The following is a 14917-nucleotide window of genomic DNA, read 5'->3' as shown; positions in this document are numbered from 1 at the left end:
TCAGCCCGGGTAGCTGACGCCCACGATTTCATACTCGCGGGTGCCGCCGGGTGCCTGGATGGTGACGCTGTCGCCTTCGTGCTTGCCGATGAGCGCACGCGCCACCGGCGAGGACACCGCGATGAGGCCCTGTTTGATGTCGGCCTCCAGGTCGCCGACGATCTGGTAGCGCGTTTCCTCGTCGGTGTCGGTGTCGGCCAGTTCAACCACCGCGCCGAACACCACCCGCGAACCGGCGTTGAGCTTGGACACGTCGATGACCTGCGCGTGCGAAAGCTCGGCTTCCAGCTGCTTGATGCGGCCTTCGATGAAGCCCTGCTGTTCGCGCGCGGCGTGGTACTCCGCGTTTTCCTTGAGGTCGCCGTGCGCGCGGGCTTCGGCGATGGCGCTGATCACCGCGGGTCGCTTGACCGACTTGAGCTCCTCGAGCTCGGCGCGCAGGCGCTTGGCGCCCTGGATCGTCAGGGGTGCTTGCATGGAACGTCCTCTCCCGACCGCTGCCGGGGCTTGGGAATGCGTAAAGCCGGCCAGGGGCCGGCATGGTTCGGGCGCTACTCGCCCGGGCTGATCGATTGTGGCCGATCGACCGGGGGTCGGCGCAACCGGAAGCATGAACGCCCCGGCGCGCCGGCCCGGTCAGGCGCCGGCCAGCTCGGCGTGCAGCTCCTGCAACGACCAGACCGGGCCGGTGCCACGGAACTCCAGCGAATGCAGCAACGCACGCGCCCCGGCAACGGTGGTCGAGTAGGTCACCCGGTGCTGTAGTGCTTCGCGGCGGATCGAGAACGAATCGGAGATCGCCTGGCGCCCTTCCGTGGTGTTGACGATGTAGACGATCTCGCCGTTCTTGATCAGGTCCACGATGTGCGGGCGGCCTTCGGCCACCTTGTTGACCGCCTCGCACGCCAGCCCGGCATCGCGCAGGAACGCAGCGGTGCCGTGGGTGGCCACCAGCGCATAGCCGCGCTGGATCAGGTCGCGCGCGACTGGCAGCACGCGCACCTTGTCCGGATCGCGCACGGAGATGAACACCTTGCCCTCGGGCTTGAGTTCCCGGATGCCGCCTGCTTCCTGGGCACGCGCGAACGCCGCCCCGAAACTGCGGCCGACGCCCATCACCTCGCCGGTGGATCGCATTTCCGGCCCCAGGATCGGGTCCACCCCCTGGAACTTGGCGAACGGGAAGATCGCTTCCTTGACCGAGTAGTAGTCCGGGATCACCTCGGTGGTCGCACCCTGCTCGGCCAGGGTCTTGCCGGCCATGCAGCGCGCGGCGATCTTGGCCAGAGGAACGCCGGTCGCCTTGGACACGAACGGCACCGTGCGCGAGGCACGCGGATTGACTTCTAGCAGGAAGATCGCGTCCTCCATGCCTTCGTTGCCGGTGCTGGCGGCGGTCTGCACCGCGAACTGGGTGTTCATCAGCCCGACCACGTCGAGCGCCTTGGCCAGCGCCACCACCTGCTCGCGAAGGCGGGCCTGGGTTTCCGCGGACAGCGAATACGGCGGCAGCGAGCACGAGGAATCGCCCGAGTGCACGCCGGCTTCTTCGATGTGCTCCATCACGCCGCCGATCAGGACATTGCCATCCTTGTCGGCGATGACGTCCACGTCGACCTCGACCGCGTTGTCCAGGAACCGGTCCAGCAACACCGGCGAGTCGTTGGACACCTTCACCGCGTCGCGCATGTACCTCGCGAGGTCGGCGTCGGCATGGACGACTTCCATTGCCCGGCCGCCCAGCACGTAGCTCGGCCGCACGACCAGCGGATAGCCGATCTCCCTCGCCAGGGCCAGGGCCTCGTCGGGGTTGCGCGCGGTCCGGTTGGGCGGCTGTTTCAGGCCCAGGTCGTTGACCAGCTTCTGGAAGCGCTCGCGGTCCTCGGCCAGGTCGATGCTGTCCGGGCTGGTGCCGATGATCGGCACGCCGTTGGCTTCCAGGGCCTGCGCAAGTTTGAGGGGGGTCTGCCCGCCGTACTGGACGATCACGCCGAACGGCTTCTCCAGGTCGGCGATCTCCAGCACGTCCTCGAGGGTGAGCGGCTCGAAGTACAGCCGGTCGGATGTGTCGTAGTCCGTGGACACGGTTTCCGGGTTGCAGTTGACCATGATGGTCTCGAACCCGTCCTCGCGCAGCGCCAGCGCGGCATGCACGCAGCAGTAGTCGAACTCGATGCCCTGCCCGATCCGGTTCGGCCCGCCGCCCAGCACCATGATCTTGCGCCGGTCGGAGGGCGCGGACTCGCACTCGTCCTCGTAGGTCGAATACATGTACGCGGTTGTGGTGGCGAACTCCGCTGCGCAGGAATCCACACGCTTGTACACGGGGCGCACGCCGAACGCGCGACGCAGCGTGCGCACGGCGGTCTCGTCGGTGCCGGTCAGCTGGGCCAGGCGGGCATCGGAGAAGCCCATCCGCTTGAGCGCGCGCATGCGCGCTGCGTCCAGCGACGCCAGGCCGCCTTCGCCCACCGCCTTCTCCTCGAAGATCAGTTCCTCGATCTGGTCAAGGAACCACGGGTCGACGAATGACATCGCGTGCACGTCTTCCACCGACATGCCCGCGCGGAACGCATCGCCGATGTGGAACATCCGCTCCGGGCCCGGCTCCTTGAGCTCACGGCGAAGGATCGCGAGGTCGTCCTCGCTGGCCAGGTCCAGGCCGGTGGGGTCCAGGCCGACCTTGCCGGTCTCCAGCCCGCGCAGCGCTTTCTGCAACGACTCCTGGAAGGTGCGGCCCATGGCCATGACCTCGCCCACCGACTTCATCTGGGTGGTCAGGCGGGCGTCGGCCTGCGGGAACTTCTCGAATGCAAAGCGCGGGATCTTGGTGACCACGTAATCGATCGTCGGCTCGAACGACGCCGGTGTCGCGCCACCGGTGATCTCGTTGCGCAGTTCGTCCAGGGTGTAGCCCACGGCCAGCTTCGCGGCGATCTTGGCGATCGGGAAACCCGTGGCCTTGGACGCCAGCGCCGAGGACCGCGACACGCGCGGGTTCATCTCGATCACCACCACGCGGCCGTTGCTGGCGTTGATGCCGAACTGCACGTTTGAGCCGCCGGTGTCCACGCCGATCTTGCGCAGCACCGCGATCGACGCGTCGCGCAGCCGCTGGTATTCCTTGTCGGTCAACGTCTGCGCGGGGGCGACCGTGATTGAATCGCCGGTGTGTACGCCCATGGCGTCGAAGTTCTCGATCGAGCACACGATGATGCAGTTGTCCGCGGTGTCGCGGACCACCTCCATCTCGAACTCCTTCCAGCCCAGCACCGATTCCTCGACCAGGATCTCGCTGACCGGCGAGAGCTCCAGGCCTCGCTTGGCGATCTCCTCGAACTCTTCACGGTTGTAGGCAATGCCGCCGCCGCTGCCGCCCAGGGTGAAGCTGGGGCGGATGATGGTGGGATAGCCGACGGTGGCCTGGATCTCCACGGCCTGTTCGAAGGTCTTGGCGACCGCTGCCTTCGGGCATTCCAGGCCGATCTCGGCCATCGCCACGCGGAACAGTTCACGGTCCTCGGCCATCATGATGGCCTCGCGCTTGGCACCGATCAGTTCGACGCCGTGCTTTTCCAGCACGCCGTTGTCGGCCAGGTCCAATGCGCAGTTGAGCGCGGTCTGGCCGCCCATCGTCGGCAACAGCGCGTCGGGCTTTTCCTTGGCGATGATCTTCTCGACCGTCTGCCAGTTGATCGGCTCGATGTAGACCGCGTCGGCCATCTCCGGGTCGGTCATGATCGTGGCCGGGTTGGAGTTGACCAGCACCACGCGGTAACCCTCGTCGCGCAGGGCCTTGCAGGCCTGTGCGCCCGAATAGTCGAACTCGCAGGCCTGGCCGATCACGATCGGGCCGGCGCCGATGATCAGAACGGTCTTGATGTCGGTGCGCTTGGGCATGTCAGTTGGCCTCCATGAGCGCAACGAATCGGTCGAAAAGCGGAGAGACGTCGTGCGGGCCCGGGCTGGCTTCCGGATGGCCCTGGAAGCTGAAGGCCGGCGCGTCCCCAAGCTCGATGCCCTGGTTGGACCCGTCGAACAGCGAGCGGTGGATGACCCGGACGTTGGCCGGCAGCGTGGCCTCGTCGATGGCGAAGCCGTGGTTCTGGCTGGTGATCATCACCCGCCCGCTGTCCAGGTCCTGGACCGGGTGGTTGGCGCCGTGGTGGCCGAACTTCATCTTCACGGTACCGGCGCCGGCTGCCAGGCCCAGCAGCTGGTGACCCAGGCAGATGCCGAAGATCGGCACCCGGGCCGCGATGAGCTCGCGGATCGCGTCGATCGCGTAGTCGCACGGTTCCGGATCGCCCGGGCCGTTGGACAGGAACACGCCGTCGGGCTTCATCGCCAGCACGTCGGCGGCGGGCGTCTGCGCCGGCACCACGGTCACGCGGCAACCCCGCTCGGCGATCATGCGCAGGATGTTGCGCTTCACGCCGTAGTCGTAGGCGACCACGTGACGCCGCGGCTCCACGGTGCCGAATGCGTTGCGGTCCAGGTCGAGCTGGCCCTCGGTCCATTCGTAGATCGACCGGGTGCTGACCTCCCGCGCCAGGTCCATTCCCTTCAGGCCGGGGAACTTGCGCGCCGCCTCGATCGCTTCGTCGCGGTCGATCCGTCCTGCCATGAGCGCGCCGCTCTGGGCGCCACGGTCGCGCAACAGGCGGGTCAGCTTGCGCGTGTCGATCCCGGCAATGGCGACCACGCCCCGCTCGGCCAGCCACTCGGGCAGCGCCTGCTGGCTGCGCCAATTGCTGGGACGACGGGGCACATCGCGCACGATCAGCCCGGCGGACCACACCTTGGAAGCCTCGTCGTCCTGCGGCGTGCAGCCGGTGTTGCCAACGTGCGGATAGGTCAGGGTGACCAGCTGCCGCGCGTACGACGGGTCGGTCACGATCTCCTGGTAGCCGGTGATCGCGGTGTTGAAGACGACTTCGCCGACCGAAAGGCCGGGCGCGCCTACGGAAACGCCCTCGAAACAGGTACCGTCTTCGAGTGCGAGGAGTGCTGGTTGGGTCACGTCGGTCGTCGCCTTGGATGCCGGGGGGCTGACTGACCCCGGCGCAGGCACCGCCAAAAGCGGGCTGCAGCAAGGCACGGACACGGTGCGGGACCGGTCCGGCAGTCGGGGTTCAGGCGAGCGGGAATTCTAGCGACCCGGCGGCGCTCGCGCCAGCGCCGGGTTCATCCGCGGGCAGGATTCCAGGCGCATCCGGGGCTACAGCCGTCCTCCCACCAGAGGATGGGCGCTGCCGGCAACATCAGAGGAAGAGGTCGGCGACCCGGTAGCGGCCCGGCCCACGGCCCGCCAGGCGGCTGGCAGCCAGCAGCGCGCCACGGGCGAACACATCGCGGTCAGTGGCCCGGTGCACCAGTTCCAGCCGCTCCCCGGTACCGGTCATCTGGACCATGTGCTCGCCGACGATGTCCCCGGCGCGCAGGGACGCGTAGCGCGGTTCCAGCCCTCCCGCTTCCGCCCGCATTCCCAGCGCCAGGGCGGTGCCCGAAGGCGCGTCCTTCTTGTGCACGTGGTGGGATTCGACGATGTCACAGTCCCAGCCCGGCAAGGCCGCAGCCGCGCGTTGGACGAGATCCCCCAGCACCGCCACCCCGAGGCTGAAGTTCGCCGCCCACAGCGCTGCGATCCGCTCCCCCGCAGCGTCGAGCGCCTGCTGTTGCCCTTGATCAAGTCCGGTCGTGCCACTCACCAGGGCCGCACCGCGCTGCTGGCACAGCGCCAGGACGGCATCGAACCCGGCAGGCAGGCTGAAGTCGATGGCCACGTCGAAGGCGGGGACGCCATGGGTCTCGGCCACGGCGAACTGCGGCACGCCCTCGACCACGCGCTGGGACGGACGGCTGCGCGAAACCGCGGCGACGACCCGGACGTCCGGGCGCCCGGCGGCCAGCCTCAGCAGGGCCTGTCCCATGCGCCCGCTGGCGCCGTGGATGAGAAGTCGTGCGGGCTCGTTCATCGGCGCAGGCTAATCGCGTCGGCCACCCCGGACAAGCTGCGCTGGTGGCAGCACCGTCGCGGCCAACGGTTGCGTGGCCGCACCGCGCGCATGACGGCAGGCAGCGGCGACCCGCCCGATTCGAGGCAACCGCCAGTGCGTCAGCCGGACGACTTCATCCGGTCCCAGACACCCTTGACGCCATCGATGAAGGTCGACGCGCGTGGGGAGTGCTTGCGTGCGCCGTCGCCCACGAACGTGGCCTCGAACTGGTCGAGCAGCTCGCGCTGCTGGGCGGTCAGGTTGACCGGGGTTTCCACCACCACCTGGCAGTAGAGGTCGCCCGGCCTCCGGCTGCGGACCGATTGCACGCCCTTGTCGCGCAGTCGGAACAGCTTGCCCGTCTGGGTTTCGGCCGGGATGCGCAGTTCGACGTCTCCATCCAGCGTCGGCACCCGGATCGTGTCGCCCAGCGCGGCCTGGGAGATCCGGATCGGCACTTCACAGTGGAGGTCGTCGCCCTCGCGCTTGAAGATCTCGTGCTCACGCACGCGCACGTCGACGTAGAGGTCGCCCGGCGGCGAACCTGACGGCCCGGCCTCGCCCTCGCCCGTCAGGCGGATCCGGTCGCCATTGTCCACGCCCGCCGGGATCTTGACCTGGAGCGTCTTGGTGTCTTCGATGCGGCCCTGCCCGTGGCAGTCGCCGCAGGGGTTGGCGATGGTCTGGCCACGCCCCCCGCAGTGCGGACACGCCTGCTGCATCGAGAAGATGCCGCGCTGGAAACGCACCTGGCCCCGCCCCTGGCAGGTCGAGCAGCTTTCCAGCTTGCCGTCGGCCGAGCCACTGCCGTCGCAACTGTCGCAGGCATCAAGCGTCGGCACCTCGATGGTCTTCTCGACGCCGACCACGGCTTCTTCCAGCGCCAGCTCCATCACGTAGCCGATGTCGGCACCGCGCCGGGGGCCGCGCGCTCCGCCCATGCCGCCGCCGAAGATGTTGCCGAAGATGTCGCCGAAGATGTCGCCCATGTCGGCCTGCCCGAAGCCGGGACCACCGCCGCCCATGCCGTGTTCGAACGCGGCATGGCCGTGCTGGTCGTACATGCGGCGGCGCGATGCGTCGGAGAGCACTTCGTAGGCCTCCTTGCACTCCTTGAACGCGACTTCCGCGGCGGCATCGCCCGGGTTGCGGTCAGGGTGGTGCTTCATCGCACAACGGCGATAAGCCTTCTTCAGCTCGTCTTCGCCGGCGCTTCGGGCCACGCCCAGCACTTCGTAGTAGTCGCGTTTGCTCATGTAGGGCCGCGTAGTAGAGGACTGGAACGGGTGTTGGGGACAGGCACGAGGAGCGCCGGACTGCTGAAACAGGAACGGGGAACCGGGCCTGGAGGCAAGTGGGCAACCACCCCGCCTGCCTGTTCCCGATTCCCCATTCCTTTGCTTTCGCCTTACTTCTTCTCGTCGTCCTTGACTTCGGTGAACTCGGCATCGACCACGTCATCGGCCGCCTGGCTGGCCTGGGCCGGACCCGAGTCGGCTGCCGGCTGGCCTTGCGCGGCCGCCATCAGCGACTGCGCGACGGTCTCGAGCGCGCGGCTCTTGGCCTCGATCTGGCCCTTGTCATCGCCCTTCATGGCCGTTTCCAGCTCGGCAATGGCGCCCTCGGCCGCGCCGATGGTCTCGCCCGGCAGCTTGTCGCCGTGCTCCTTGATCGTGCTGCGGGCCATGTGGATCAGGCCATCGGCCTGGTTGCGCGCCTGCACCAGCTCATGGAACTTCTGGTCTTCCTCGCGGTTGGCTTCCGCGTCGGCGACCATCTTCTGGACTTCCTCGTCCGACAGGCCCGAGCCGGCCTTGATCTCGACCTTCTGTTCCTTGCCGGTCTTCTTGTCCTTGGCGGTGACGTGCACGATGCCGTTGGCGTCGATGTCGAACGACACCTCCACCTGCGGCATGCCGCGCGGCGCCGCCTCGATGCCGGTCAGGTCGAAGCGCGCCAGCGACTTGTTGTAGCGGGCCTGCTCGCGCTCACCCTGCAGCACGTGCACGGTGACGGCGGACTGGTTGTCCTCGGCGGTCGAGAAGGTCTGCGACGCCTTGGTCGGCACCGTGGTGTTCTTCTCGATGATCTTGGTGAACACACCCCCCAGGGTTTCGATGCCCAGGCTCAGCGGAGTCACGTCCAGCAGCAGGACGTCCTTGACGTCGCCGGCCAGCACGCCGCCCTGGATGGCGGCACCGATGGCGACCGCCTCGTCGGGATTGACGTCCTTGCGGGGTTCCTTGCCGAAGAACTCGCCCACCGCCGTCTGCACCTTGGGCATGCGGGTCTGGCCGCCGACCAGGATCACCTCGCTGATCTCGGAGGCACGCAGGCCGGCGTCGTTGAGCGCGATGCGGCACGGCTCGATGGTCTTCTTGACCAGGTCCTCGACCAGCGACTCGAGCTTGGCCCGGGTCAGCTTGATGTTGAGGTGCTTGGGGCCGGATGCGTCGGCGGTCACGTACGGCAGGTTGACCTCGGTCTGCTGGGCGCTCGAGAGCTCGATCTTGGCGCGCTCGGCCGCATCCTTCAGGCGCTGCAGCGCCAGCGGGTCCTTGCGCAGGTCGATGCCGGAATCCTTCTGGAACTCCTCGACCAGGTAATCGATGACGCGCTTGTCGAAGTCCTCGCCACCCAGGAAGGTGTCGCCGTTGGTGGACAGCACCTCGACCTGCATCTCGCCATCGACGGACGCGATCTCGATGATCGACACGTCGAAGGTGCCGCCACCCAGGTCGTAGACCGCGATCTTGCGGTCGCCGCCCTTCTTGTCCATGCCGTAGGCCAGTGCGGCCGCGGTAGGCTCGTTGATGATGCGCTTGACCTCCAGGCCGGCGATCTTGCCCGCGTCCTTGGTGGCCTGGCGCTGCGAGTCGTTGAAGTACGCCGGCACGGTGATGACCGCCTCGGTGACCGTCTCGCCCAGGTAGGCCTCGGCGGTCTTCTTCATCTTCGCCAGCACTTCGGCGGAGATCTGCTGGGGGGCCATCTTCTTGCCGTCCTGGGTCGCGACCCAGGCGTCGCCGTTGTCGTGCTGGACGATGCCGTATGGCACCAGGTCCAGGTCCTTCTGCACTTCCGCGTCAGTGAACTTGCGGCCGATCAGGCGCTTCACCGCGAAGAAGGTGTTGTGGGGGTTGGTGACGGCCTGGCGCTTGGCCGACGCGCCGACCAGCACCTCGCCGTCCTTGGTGTAGGCGACGATGGAGGGGGTCGTGCGGTCGCCCTCGGCGTTCTCGATGACCTTGGCCTTGCCGCCTTCCATGATCGCCACGCACGAGTTGGTCGTGCCCAGGTCGATACCGATGATCTTGCCCATGGTGGTGCTCCCTATGAATTTCTGATGTTCGGGCGGCCACGCCGCCGATGTCCGCTATCTGGGGTTGCCGCCCTCCCCTTCAAGGGGGCGGCCCTGCTGCAGGTGCTCGCCGCAACCCGGAACCGGGCGAGCGCAACCCTTCAGCACCGCCGCCGCGTCCGCGCCGGCGCGGGGCCGTCAGCCCTGCTGGCTGACCACCACCAGCGCGGGCCTCAGCAGCCGGTCGTTCAGCAGCCAACCCTTCTGGTAGACCTGAACCACGTGCCCGGGAGCATGCTCGTCGCTCGGCACCATGCTCATGGCCTGGTGCTGGTCCGGATTGAACGCCTGCCCCACCGGGTCGACCACGACAAGCCCGTGGTCACCGGCGACCTTGAGCAACTGCCTCAGCGTCAGCTCCATGCCCTGGCGCAGGGCGCTGGCGCCCTCGCCCGCCACCCCGAGGCCTGCCTCCAGGCTGTCGATGACCGGCAGCAGGTCCGACAGCAGGCGTTCGTTGGCGAACCGGCGTGCGGAATCGCGCTCCCGCTCGAGGCGCTTGCGCTGGTTGTCCAGGTCGGCGCGCTCGCGCAACGCGTCCTCACGCAGCCGGGTCAGTTCCGCCTCCAGTTCGGCCAGCCGGGCCGCTTCCCCGGCGTCGCCGGGTTGCGCCTGCACGGCATCGCCGGATTGCGTTTCAGGGGAGTCGATCGACGGTTCTTGGTGTGTCATGCCGGGCGGTTCCTGGGCCGTGGATGCATGCGCGGTGCGCGGGTGGCCCAGCTATGGGGGCAGCGCCCCGGCTTTCAACCTCGGGGCCGTGCCCAGGGCGGCGTGGATCAGCGCCCGGGTTGCGGGCCGAACGCTTCGCCCAGCACGCTGGCGGCGGCCTGCACCACCGGGATCACGCGCTGGTAGGCCATGCGGGTGGGCCCGATGACGCCGAGCACTCCCAGCACCTGGCCGTCGGCGCCATAGGGCGCGGTGACCAGCGAGACGCCTTCCAGTGGGGCCAGCCCGGTTTCCTCGCCAATGAAAATCTGCACCCCGGGCGCGGACACGGTGCGCTCCAGCAGTTGCAGGATCTCGCGCTTTCGGGCGAAGGCGTCGAACAGCTCCCGCAGGCGGTCAAGGTCCGACAGCTCGTTCAACCCCATCAGCCGGGTCTGGCCGGCCAGCACCATGTCGTCGCTGCCGGGCGCGAGCACCTGCTCGGCCAGTTCCACCGAGCGTGCCAGCAGCGCCTGCATCTCGGATTGGGCAGAACGCAGGTCATGCAGCAGGGTGGCGCGGATCTCCGATGCCGGACGGCCGGCGAAATGCGCGTTGAGGTAGTTGGCGACCCGCTCCAGCTCCCCCGCCTCGAACTGGCGCCGCGTCTGGATGATCCGGTTCTGCACTTCATTGTCGGCGAATACCACGATCGCCAGAACCCGCTCGCTATCCACCGGAACGAAGTCAATCCGCCGGAACGCGAATTGCTCCCGCCGCGGCACGCTGACCACGCCCACGAAATGGGTCATCGCCGACAGCAACTCCGAGGCGCTGCCCAGCAGTGCCTGCGTACCCGAGCCGGGCGGCAGTTCGCTGCGCAGCCGCACGACCTCGCCCTCCGGCAACGGCTTGACCTGCAACAGCGAATCAACGAACAGCCGGTAGCCCTGGGCGGTCGGCATCCGTCCCGCCGACGTGTGGGGGGCCGTCAGCAGCCCCGCCTCCTCCAGGTCGCCCAGGATGTTGCGGATCGTGGCCGCGCTCACGTCCAGCCCCGCGTGCCGGGCAAGCGTCTGCGAACCGACCGGTTCGCCATCGCGGATGTAGCGACCGATCAACGTGCGCAGCAGCTGGCGCGCGCGCGGGTCCTGGGTGGGGTCGGTCGGGACACGGGCCATAGGCTGGATATAGGGCGGTAACAGGGCCGATGCAAGGCGCGGGACGTGCAGTGGATCGCCTGGTGCGACGGCCGAGCCTTAGAATCGATCCCCATGCTGACCCATCTCGCGCTCAAGGATTTTGCAGTCGTCCAGTCCGCCGAACTCGCGTTCGGGCCCGGCCTGACGGTGATTTCGGGCGAAACCGGCGCCGGCAAGTCGCTGCTGGTCGACGCGCTTGGCCTGCTGTCAGGCCTGCGGGCGGACAGCGGCGTGGTGCGCCACGGTGCAAGCCGGGCGGAACTGGTGGCGCTGTTCTCGCTGGCCGATGCTCCCGCGGCCGTCGACTGGCTGCGCGAGAGCGCACTCGACGAGGACGGTGACGAGGGCCTGCAATGCCAGGTCCGCCGCGTGGTCCGGGCCGACGGCGGCTCGCGCACGTGGGTCAACGGCCGCCCGGTCACGGTCGGGCAGCTGTCGGAACTCGCCGCCCACCTGGTGGAAATCCATGGCCAGCACGAGCACCAGGCGCTGCTCTCGCGCCCCAGCCAGCTGGCTCTGCTCGATGCATATGCGCGCAATGAAACCGAGCGCAGCGAAGTGGCCGTGGCTGCCCGCCACTGGTCCAACCTGTTGGAGGAGCGCGACCGCCTGACCGCCCAGGGCGACGTGAGCGACCGCATCGGCTGGCTCGAACACCAGCATGCCGAGCTGGACCGGGAGACGCTCGACGCCGGAAGCCTGGCGCAACTGCAGGCCGACCACCGCCGCAGCGCGCATGCGGCGGGCCTGATCGAGGCCTGCGATCGCGCGTTCGCGCTGATGGACGGCGACGAAGGCCCGTCCCTGAGCCGGGCGCTGCAACAGGCACGCGACACGTTGCAGCGCGTGGTCGAACACGAACCCCGGCTGGCCGAGGTGGACGCAATGCTCGACAACGCCGCCATCCAGTTGGACGAGGCCACAGTACTGCTGGACCGCGTGCGCGGCGACCTCGACCTGGATCCGCAGGCGCTGGACCTGCTGGAACAGCGCATGGGTCGGCTGCACGAGCTGGCGCGCAAGCACCGCGTGCGCCCCGACCAGCTGGCCGACAAGCGCGACGAGATCACCGCGGAGCTCGATGCCCTTCGCGGGGCGGACCAGCGTCTGCAATCGCTGGATGCCGATATCGCCACAGCCACGGGGCAGTGGCGGGACGCCGCCGACGCGCTAGGCACCACGCGCCGGGAAGCGGCCCGCCGGCTGTCGGACGACACCTCCTCGCTCATCGCCGAGCTGGGGATGGGGGGCGGCGCGTTCGAGGTGGCACTGGAAGCGATCGAGTCGGTCAAACCCGACCCGCAGGGCGGCGAGCGCGTGGAGTTCATGGTGGCCGCCAACCCGGGCCAGCCACAGCGCCCGCTGCGCAAGGTGGCATCGGGGGGTGAACTGTCGCGCATCTCGCTGGCGATCGAAGTCGCCGCACTTGGACTGGACGCCGTGCCCACCATGGTTTTCGACGAGGTCGATTCCGGCATCGGCGGCGCGGTGGCCGACATCGTGGGCCAGAAGCTGCGCGCGCTTGGCGAGCGCCGCCAGGTGCTTTGCGTGACCCACCTTCCGCAGGTCGCCGCGCAGGGCCATGCGCATTACCGGGTCAGCAAGTCGGCCAGTGATGGCGTCACCCAGAGCGAAGTCCAGGCGCTCGGTGCCAGGCAGCGCCAGGACGAACTGGCGCGGATGCTGGGCGGCGTGGAGATGACCCGGGAAGCCCGGGCCGCCGCCCGTCGACTGCTGAGCGACGCGGGCTGAGCCCTCCCGACGGAGTCACCGCGGGCGCCGACGCGTTCCTGGTTTTCCGACGATCAAGCCCACGATTTGCCAGCAAATGCCGGCTGTCCGCCGCTGCCCGCAAACACGGATCCGGTGCACATCCGCTGGCCGGAGCGAACGCCCGACGTCGGCTCAGCGCTTCTTGCGCACGTAGAGCACCAGCGAGTGCTCTTCGATCTCGTAGCCCATGGTGGCGGCAACCTGGCGCTGCAGCTCCTCGATTTCCTGGCTTTCGAACTCGATGATCTTGCCGGTCTCGATGTCCACCATGTGGTCGTGGTGGTGCCCGCGATCCAGCTCGTAGACCGACTGTCCGGATTCGAAGTTGTGCTTGAGCACAAGGCCGGCCGACTCGAACTGGGTCAGCACCCGGTAGACCGTGGCCAGGCCGATGTCCTCGCCCTTCTCCAGCAGTCGGCGGTAGATGTCTTCGGCGGTCATGTGCCGCGGCTTGGCGTGCTCGAGCAACTCCAGGATCCGCAGCCGCGGGTGGGTCACCTTGAGGCCGACGTTGCGAAGGTCTTGGGATTCCATGGCGCGGTTCCTGGGGGTGGCGTCGGGGAGCGCCGGGGCGCCCACCGGCACTATGGCGCCGGCAGCCCCCGGAGCGGCCGGTCGGCAAGGGCGATGCGACGCCCGAATGCCAGGTGAATGCGCGGCCGCCAGCGACCTCGCGAGGGGCTGCCAGTGTATCATCGGCCGGTCTTCGACCCGCCGTGAAAAACAGAATGCGCAAGCTGCTGCTCGTACTAATCGTCGCCGTCGCCACCGCCGGCTGCGGCATCGTCTACCGCCAGCCGATCTACCAGGGCAACCTGCTGGAAAAGGCCAACGTCGACCAGCTCCAGGCCGGCATGGGCAAGCCGCAGGTGATCGCGCTGCTGGGCAGCCCTTCGATCACCGACCCGTTCCACCACGACCGTTGGGACTACACCGCCAGCCAGCGCACCGACCGTCGCGGCCGCACCGAGGTGAAGAACCTCACCCTGTGGTTCGAGAACGATGCACTGGCGCGCTGGGAGGGCGACTACTTCCCCGAACAGGACGAAGAGATCGCGCGCAATGCAGTCAAGCAGTTCGGCCGCAACCTGGCGCGCGAAAAGAGGTAGCAGGCACCGCGCCGGCGACGTTGGCGCATTTGCCGTGCTCGTTCCCTAGCGCTGGCCCCCGTCGCGGGCCCTGCGTCGGCGTGCATCCTTCGGGTCGGTCTGCAGCGCGCGCAGCAGCTCCACCCGGTCCCCGTCGCGCAGCGGCGTGTCCGGTCCCGCGCGCTCCCCGAATACCGCGACTCCAACACACTCGGGGTCGTCCGGGGAATATGCCGCGGCACGCGCATCGGCAACGGTGGCGCCAGCCTGCAGTTCGACCTCGACCTGGTCGAAGCGTCCCGGCCATGCACGGATCACGGTGACCCTCACGCGAGGTCTTCGCGGTCGGCCACGCGGACGAAGTCATCGACCATGCGGTCGGCCAGCGCCTGGAAGCCCAGCGAGAATGCGGGCGACAACAGCTTCACCGAAGGCTCGAAATCCAGGCTCAGCGTGACCTTGCACGCGCACTCGTCCAATGCATGGAACTCCCAGCGGCCGGACAGCCTGCGGAACGGACCGTCGACCAGCTCCAGGTCGATGTGGTGCGGTGGACTCAGCGTGTTTTCAGTGGTGAACCAGGTCCGCAACGCGCCCAACCCCAGGTCAAGTCGGGCGACCATGCGCGACGTGCCCTGCTCCAGCACCGCCGCGTCATGGCACCAGTCGAAACGGCGTGGATAGGCCGCGATGTCGTTGACCAGCGCGAACATGCGTGCAGCGGAGTGTTCGACCAGTGCGGAGCGGCGGATCGTGGGCATCTTGGGCAGGCTGGCGTGCGTGTCGCCGGTGTCGGCAGGGGCTTCGAACGGGTCGCAGCGCGGCGTCGATCGCGCGTGGGCC

Annotated in this window: 13 protein-coding genes; 2 read left to right on the top strand and 11 right to left on the bottom strand. The window is 68.4% G+C overall.

The genetic code is table 11. The features are described from left to right. The 8 genes from greA to hrcA all read right to left on the bottom strand — a co-directional run bounded on the left by greA (position 1) and on the right by hrcA (position 11192). Positions 1-477, bottom strand: coding sequence for a transcription elongation factor GreA (gene greA, locus ACJQWL_RS01925; RefSeq protein ID WP_330968164.1), 477 nt, complete (start codon positions 475-477; stop codon positions 1-3). A 159-nt stretch (positions 478-636) separates the two neighbouring features. Next, positions 637-3900, bottom strand: a complete 3264-nt coding sequence (carB, locus tag ACJQWL_RS01920; protein ID WP_330968163.1) for a carbamoyl-phosphate synthase large subunit — start codon at positions 3898-3900, stop codon at positions 637-639. Position 3901: 1 nt separating this feature from the next. Then, complete coding sequence (gene carA, locus ACJQWL_RS01915; RefSeq protein ID WP_330968162.1) at positions 3902-5023, bottom strand: glutamine-hydrolyzing carbamoyl-phosphate synthase small subunit; 1122 nt, start codon at positions 5021-5023, stop codon at positions 3902-3904. Between the two features lie 241 nt (positions 5024-5264). Beyond that, positions 5265-5978 carry a 4-hydroxy-tetrahydrodipicolinate reductase gene (dapB, locus tag ACJQWL_RS01910; protein WP_330968161.1) on the bottom strand — a complete coding sequence of 238 codons (714 nt, stop codon included), beginning with the start codon at positions 5976-5978 and terminating at the stop codon, positions 5265-5267. Positions 5979-6118: 140 nt separating this feature from the next. Beyond that, positions 6119-7255: a molecular chaperone DnaJ gene (gene dnaJ, locus ACJQWL_RS01905; RefSeq protein ID WP_330968160.1), complete on the bottom strand. Its 1137-nt coding sequence runs from the start codon at positions 7253-7255 to the stop codon at positions 6119-6121. Positions 7256-7407: 152 nt separating this feature from the next. Beyond that, positions 7408-9321: a molecular chaperone DnaK gene (gene dnaK, locus ACJQWL_RS01900; protein ID WP_330968159.1), complete on the bottom strand. Its 1914-nt coding sequence runs from the start codon at positions 9319-9321 to the stop codon at positions 7408-7410. 177 nt (positions 9322-9498) lie between these two features. Continuing rightward, entirely contained in the window at positions 9499-10032 is a 534-nt protein-coding gene (gene grpE, locus ACJQWL_RS01895; RefSeq protein WP_330968158.1) for a nucleotide exchange factor GrpE, read from the bottom strand. A 107-nt stretch (positions 10033-10139) separates the two neighbouring features. Next, a complete protein-coding gene (gene hrcA, locus ACJQWL_RS01890; RefSeq protein WP_330968157.1) occupies positions 10140-11192 on the bottom strand; it encodes a heat-inducible transcriptional repressor HrcA in 1053 nt (350 codons plus the stop codon). Between the two features lie 93 nt (positions 11193-11285). On the opposite strand from hrcA, the gene recN reads away from it, so the two are divergent. Beyond that, positions 11286-12965, top strand: coding sequence for a DNA repair protein RecN (gene recN / locus ACJQWL_RS01885; RefSeq protein WP_330968156.1), 1680 nt, complete (start codon positions 11286-11288; stop codon positions 12963-12965). A gap of 153 nt (positions 12966-13118) precedes the next feature. Here the strand turns inward: recN and fur are convergent, their stop codons facing one another. Next, complete coding sequence (gene fur / locus ACJQWL_RS01880; RefSeq protein WP_330968155.1) at positions 13119-13520, bottom strand: ferric iron uptake transcriptional regulator; 402 nt, start codon at positions 13518-13520, stop codon at positions 13119-13121. 194 nt (positions 13521-13714) lie between these two features. On the opposite strand from fur, the gene ACJQWL_RS01875 reads away from it, so the two are divergent. Further along, positions 13715-14095, top strand: a complete 381-nt coding sequence (locus ACJQWL_RS01875; protein ID WP_330968154.1) for an outer membrane protein assembly factor BamE — start codon at positions 13715-13717, stop codon at positions 14093-14095. 45 nt (positions 14096-14140) lie between these two features. Here ACJQWL_RS01875 and ACJQWL_RS01870 read toward each other — a convergent pair whose 3' ends face one another. Both ACJQWL_RS01870 and ACJQWL_RS01865 read right to left on the bottom strand, forming a co-directional pair. Then, positions 14141-14404 (bottom strand): RnfH family protein, encoded by a 264-nt coding sequence (locus tag ACJQWL_RS01870; RefSeq protein WP_330968153.1) that lies wholly within the window; start codon positions 14402-14404, stop codon positions 14141-14143. Next, positions 14401-14835 carry a type II toxin-antitoxin system RatA family toxin gene (locus ACJQWL_RS01865; protein WP_330968152.1) on the bottom strand — a complete coding sequence of 145 codons (435 nt, stop codon included), beginning with the start codon at positions 14833-14835 and terminating at the stop codon, positions 14401-14403. Before ACJQWL_RS01865 ends, ACJQWL_RS01870 begins: the two co-directional genes overlap by 4 nt. Positions 14836-14917: the final 82 nt, after the last annotated feature.

The organism is Novilysobacter viscosus (assembly GCF_046600715.1).
GTDB lineage: Bacteria > Pseudomonadota > Gammaproteobacteria > Xanthomonadales > Xanthomonadaceae > Lysobacter_C > Lysobacter_C viscosus.
Note: the sequence above shows the minus strand (reverse complement) of the source record. Positions and strands in the feature narration are given on the sequence as shown.

What these genes read in the sequence shown, in the direction of transcription:
- dapB (WP_330968161.1), bottom strand. Translation starts at nt 5,978, where the DNA reads ATGAACGAGCCCGCACGACTTCTCATCCACGGCGCCAGCGGGCGCATG.
- ACJQWL_RS01875 (WP_330968154.1), top strand. Translation starts at nt 13,715, where the DNA reads ATGCGCAAGCTGCTGCTCGTACTAATCGTCGCCGTCGCCACCGCCGGC.
- dnaJ (WP_330968160.1), bottom strand. Translation starts at nt 7,255, where the DNA reads ATGAGCAAACGCGACTACTACGAAGTGCTGGGCGTGGCCCGAAGCGCC.
- grpE (WP_330968158.1), bottom strand. Translation starts at nt 10,032, where the DNA reads ATGACACACCAAGAACCGTCGATCGACTCCCCTGAAACGCAATCCGGC.
- carB (WP_330968163.1), bottom strand. Translation starts at nt 3,900, where the DNA reads ATGCCCAAGCGCACCGACATCAAGACCGTTCTGATCATCGGCGCCGGC.
- fur (WP_330968155.1), bottom strand. Translation starts at nt 13,520, where the DNA reads ATGGAATCCCAAGACCTTCGCAACGTCGGCCTCAAGGTGACCCACCCG.
- ACJQWL_RS01865 (WP_330968152.1), bottom strand. Translation starts at nt 14,835, where the DNA reads ATGCCCACGATCCGCCGCTCCGCACTGGTCGAACACTCCGCTGCACGC.
- dnaK (WP_330968159.1), bottom strand. Translation starts at nt 9,321, where the DNA reads ATGGGCAAGATCATCGGTATCGACCTGGGCACGACCAACTCGTGCGTG.
- hrcA (WP_330968157.1), bottom strand. Translation starts at nt 11,192, where the DNA reads ATGGCCCGTGTCCCGACCGACCCCACCCAGGACCCGCGCGCGCGCCAG.
- greA (WP_330968164.1), bottom strand. Translation starts at nt 477, where the DNA reads ATGCAAGCACCCCTGACGATCCAGGGCGCCAAGCGCCTGCGCGCCGAG.
- recN (WP_330968156.1), top strand. Translation starts at nt 11,286, where the DNA reads ATGCTGACCCATCTCGCGCTCAAGGATTTTGCAGTCGTCCAGTCCGCC.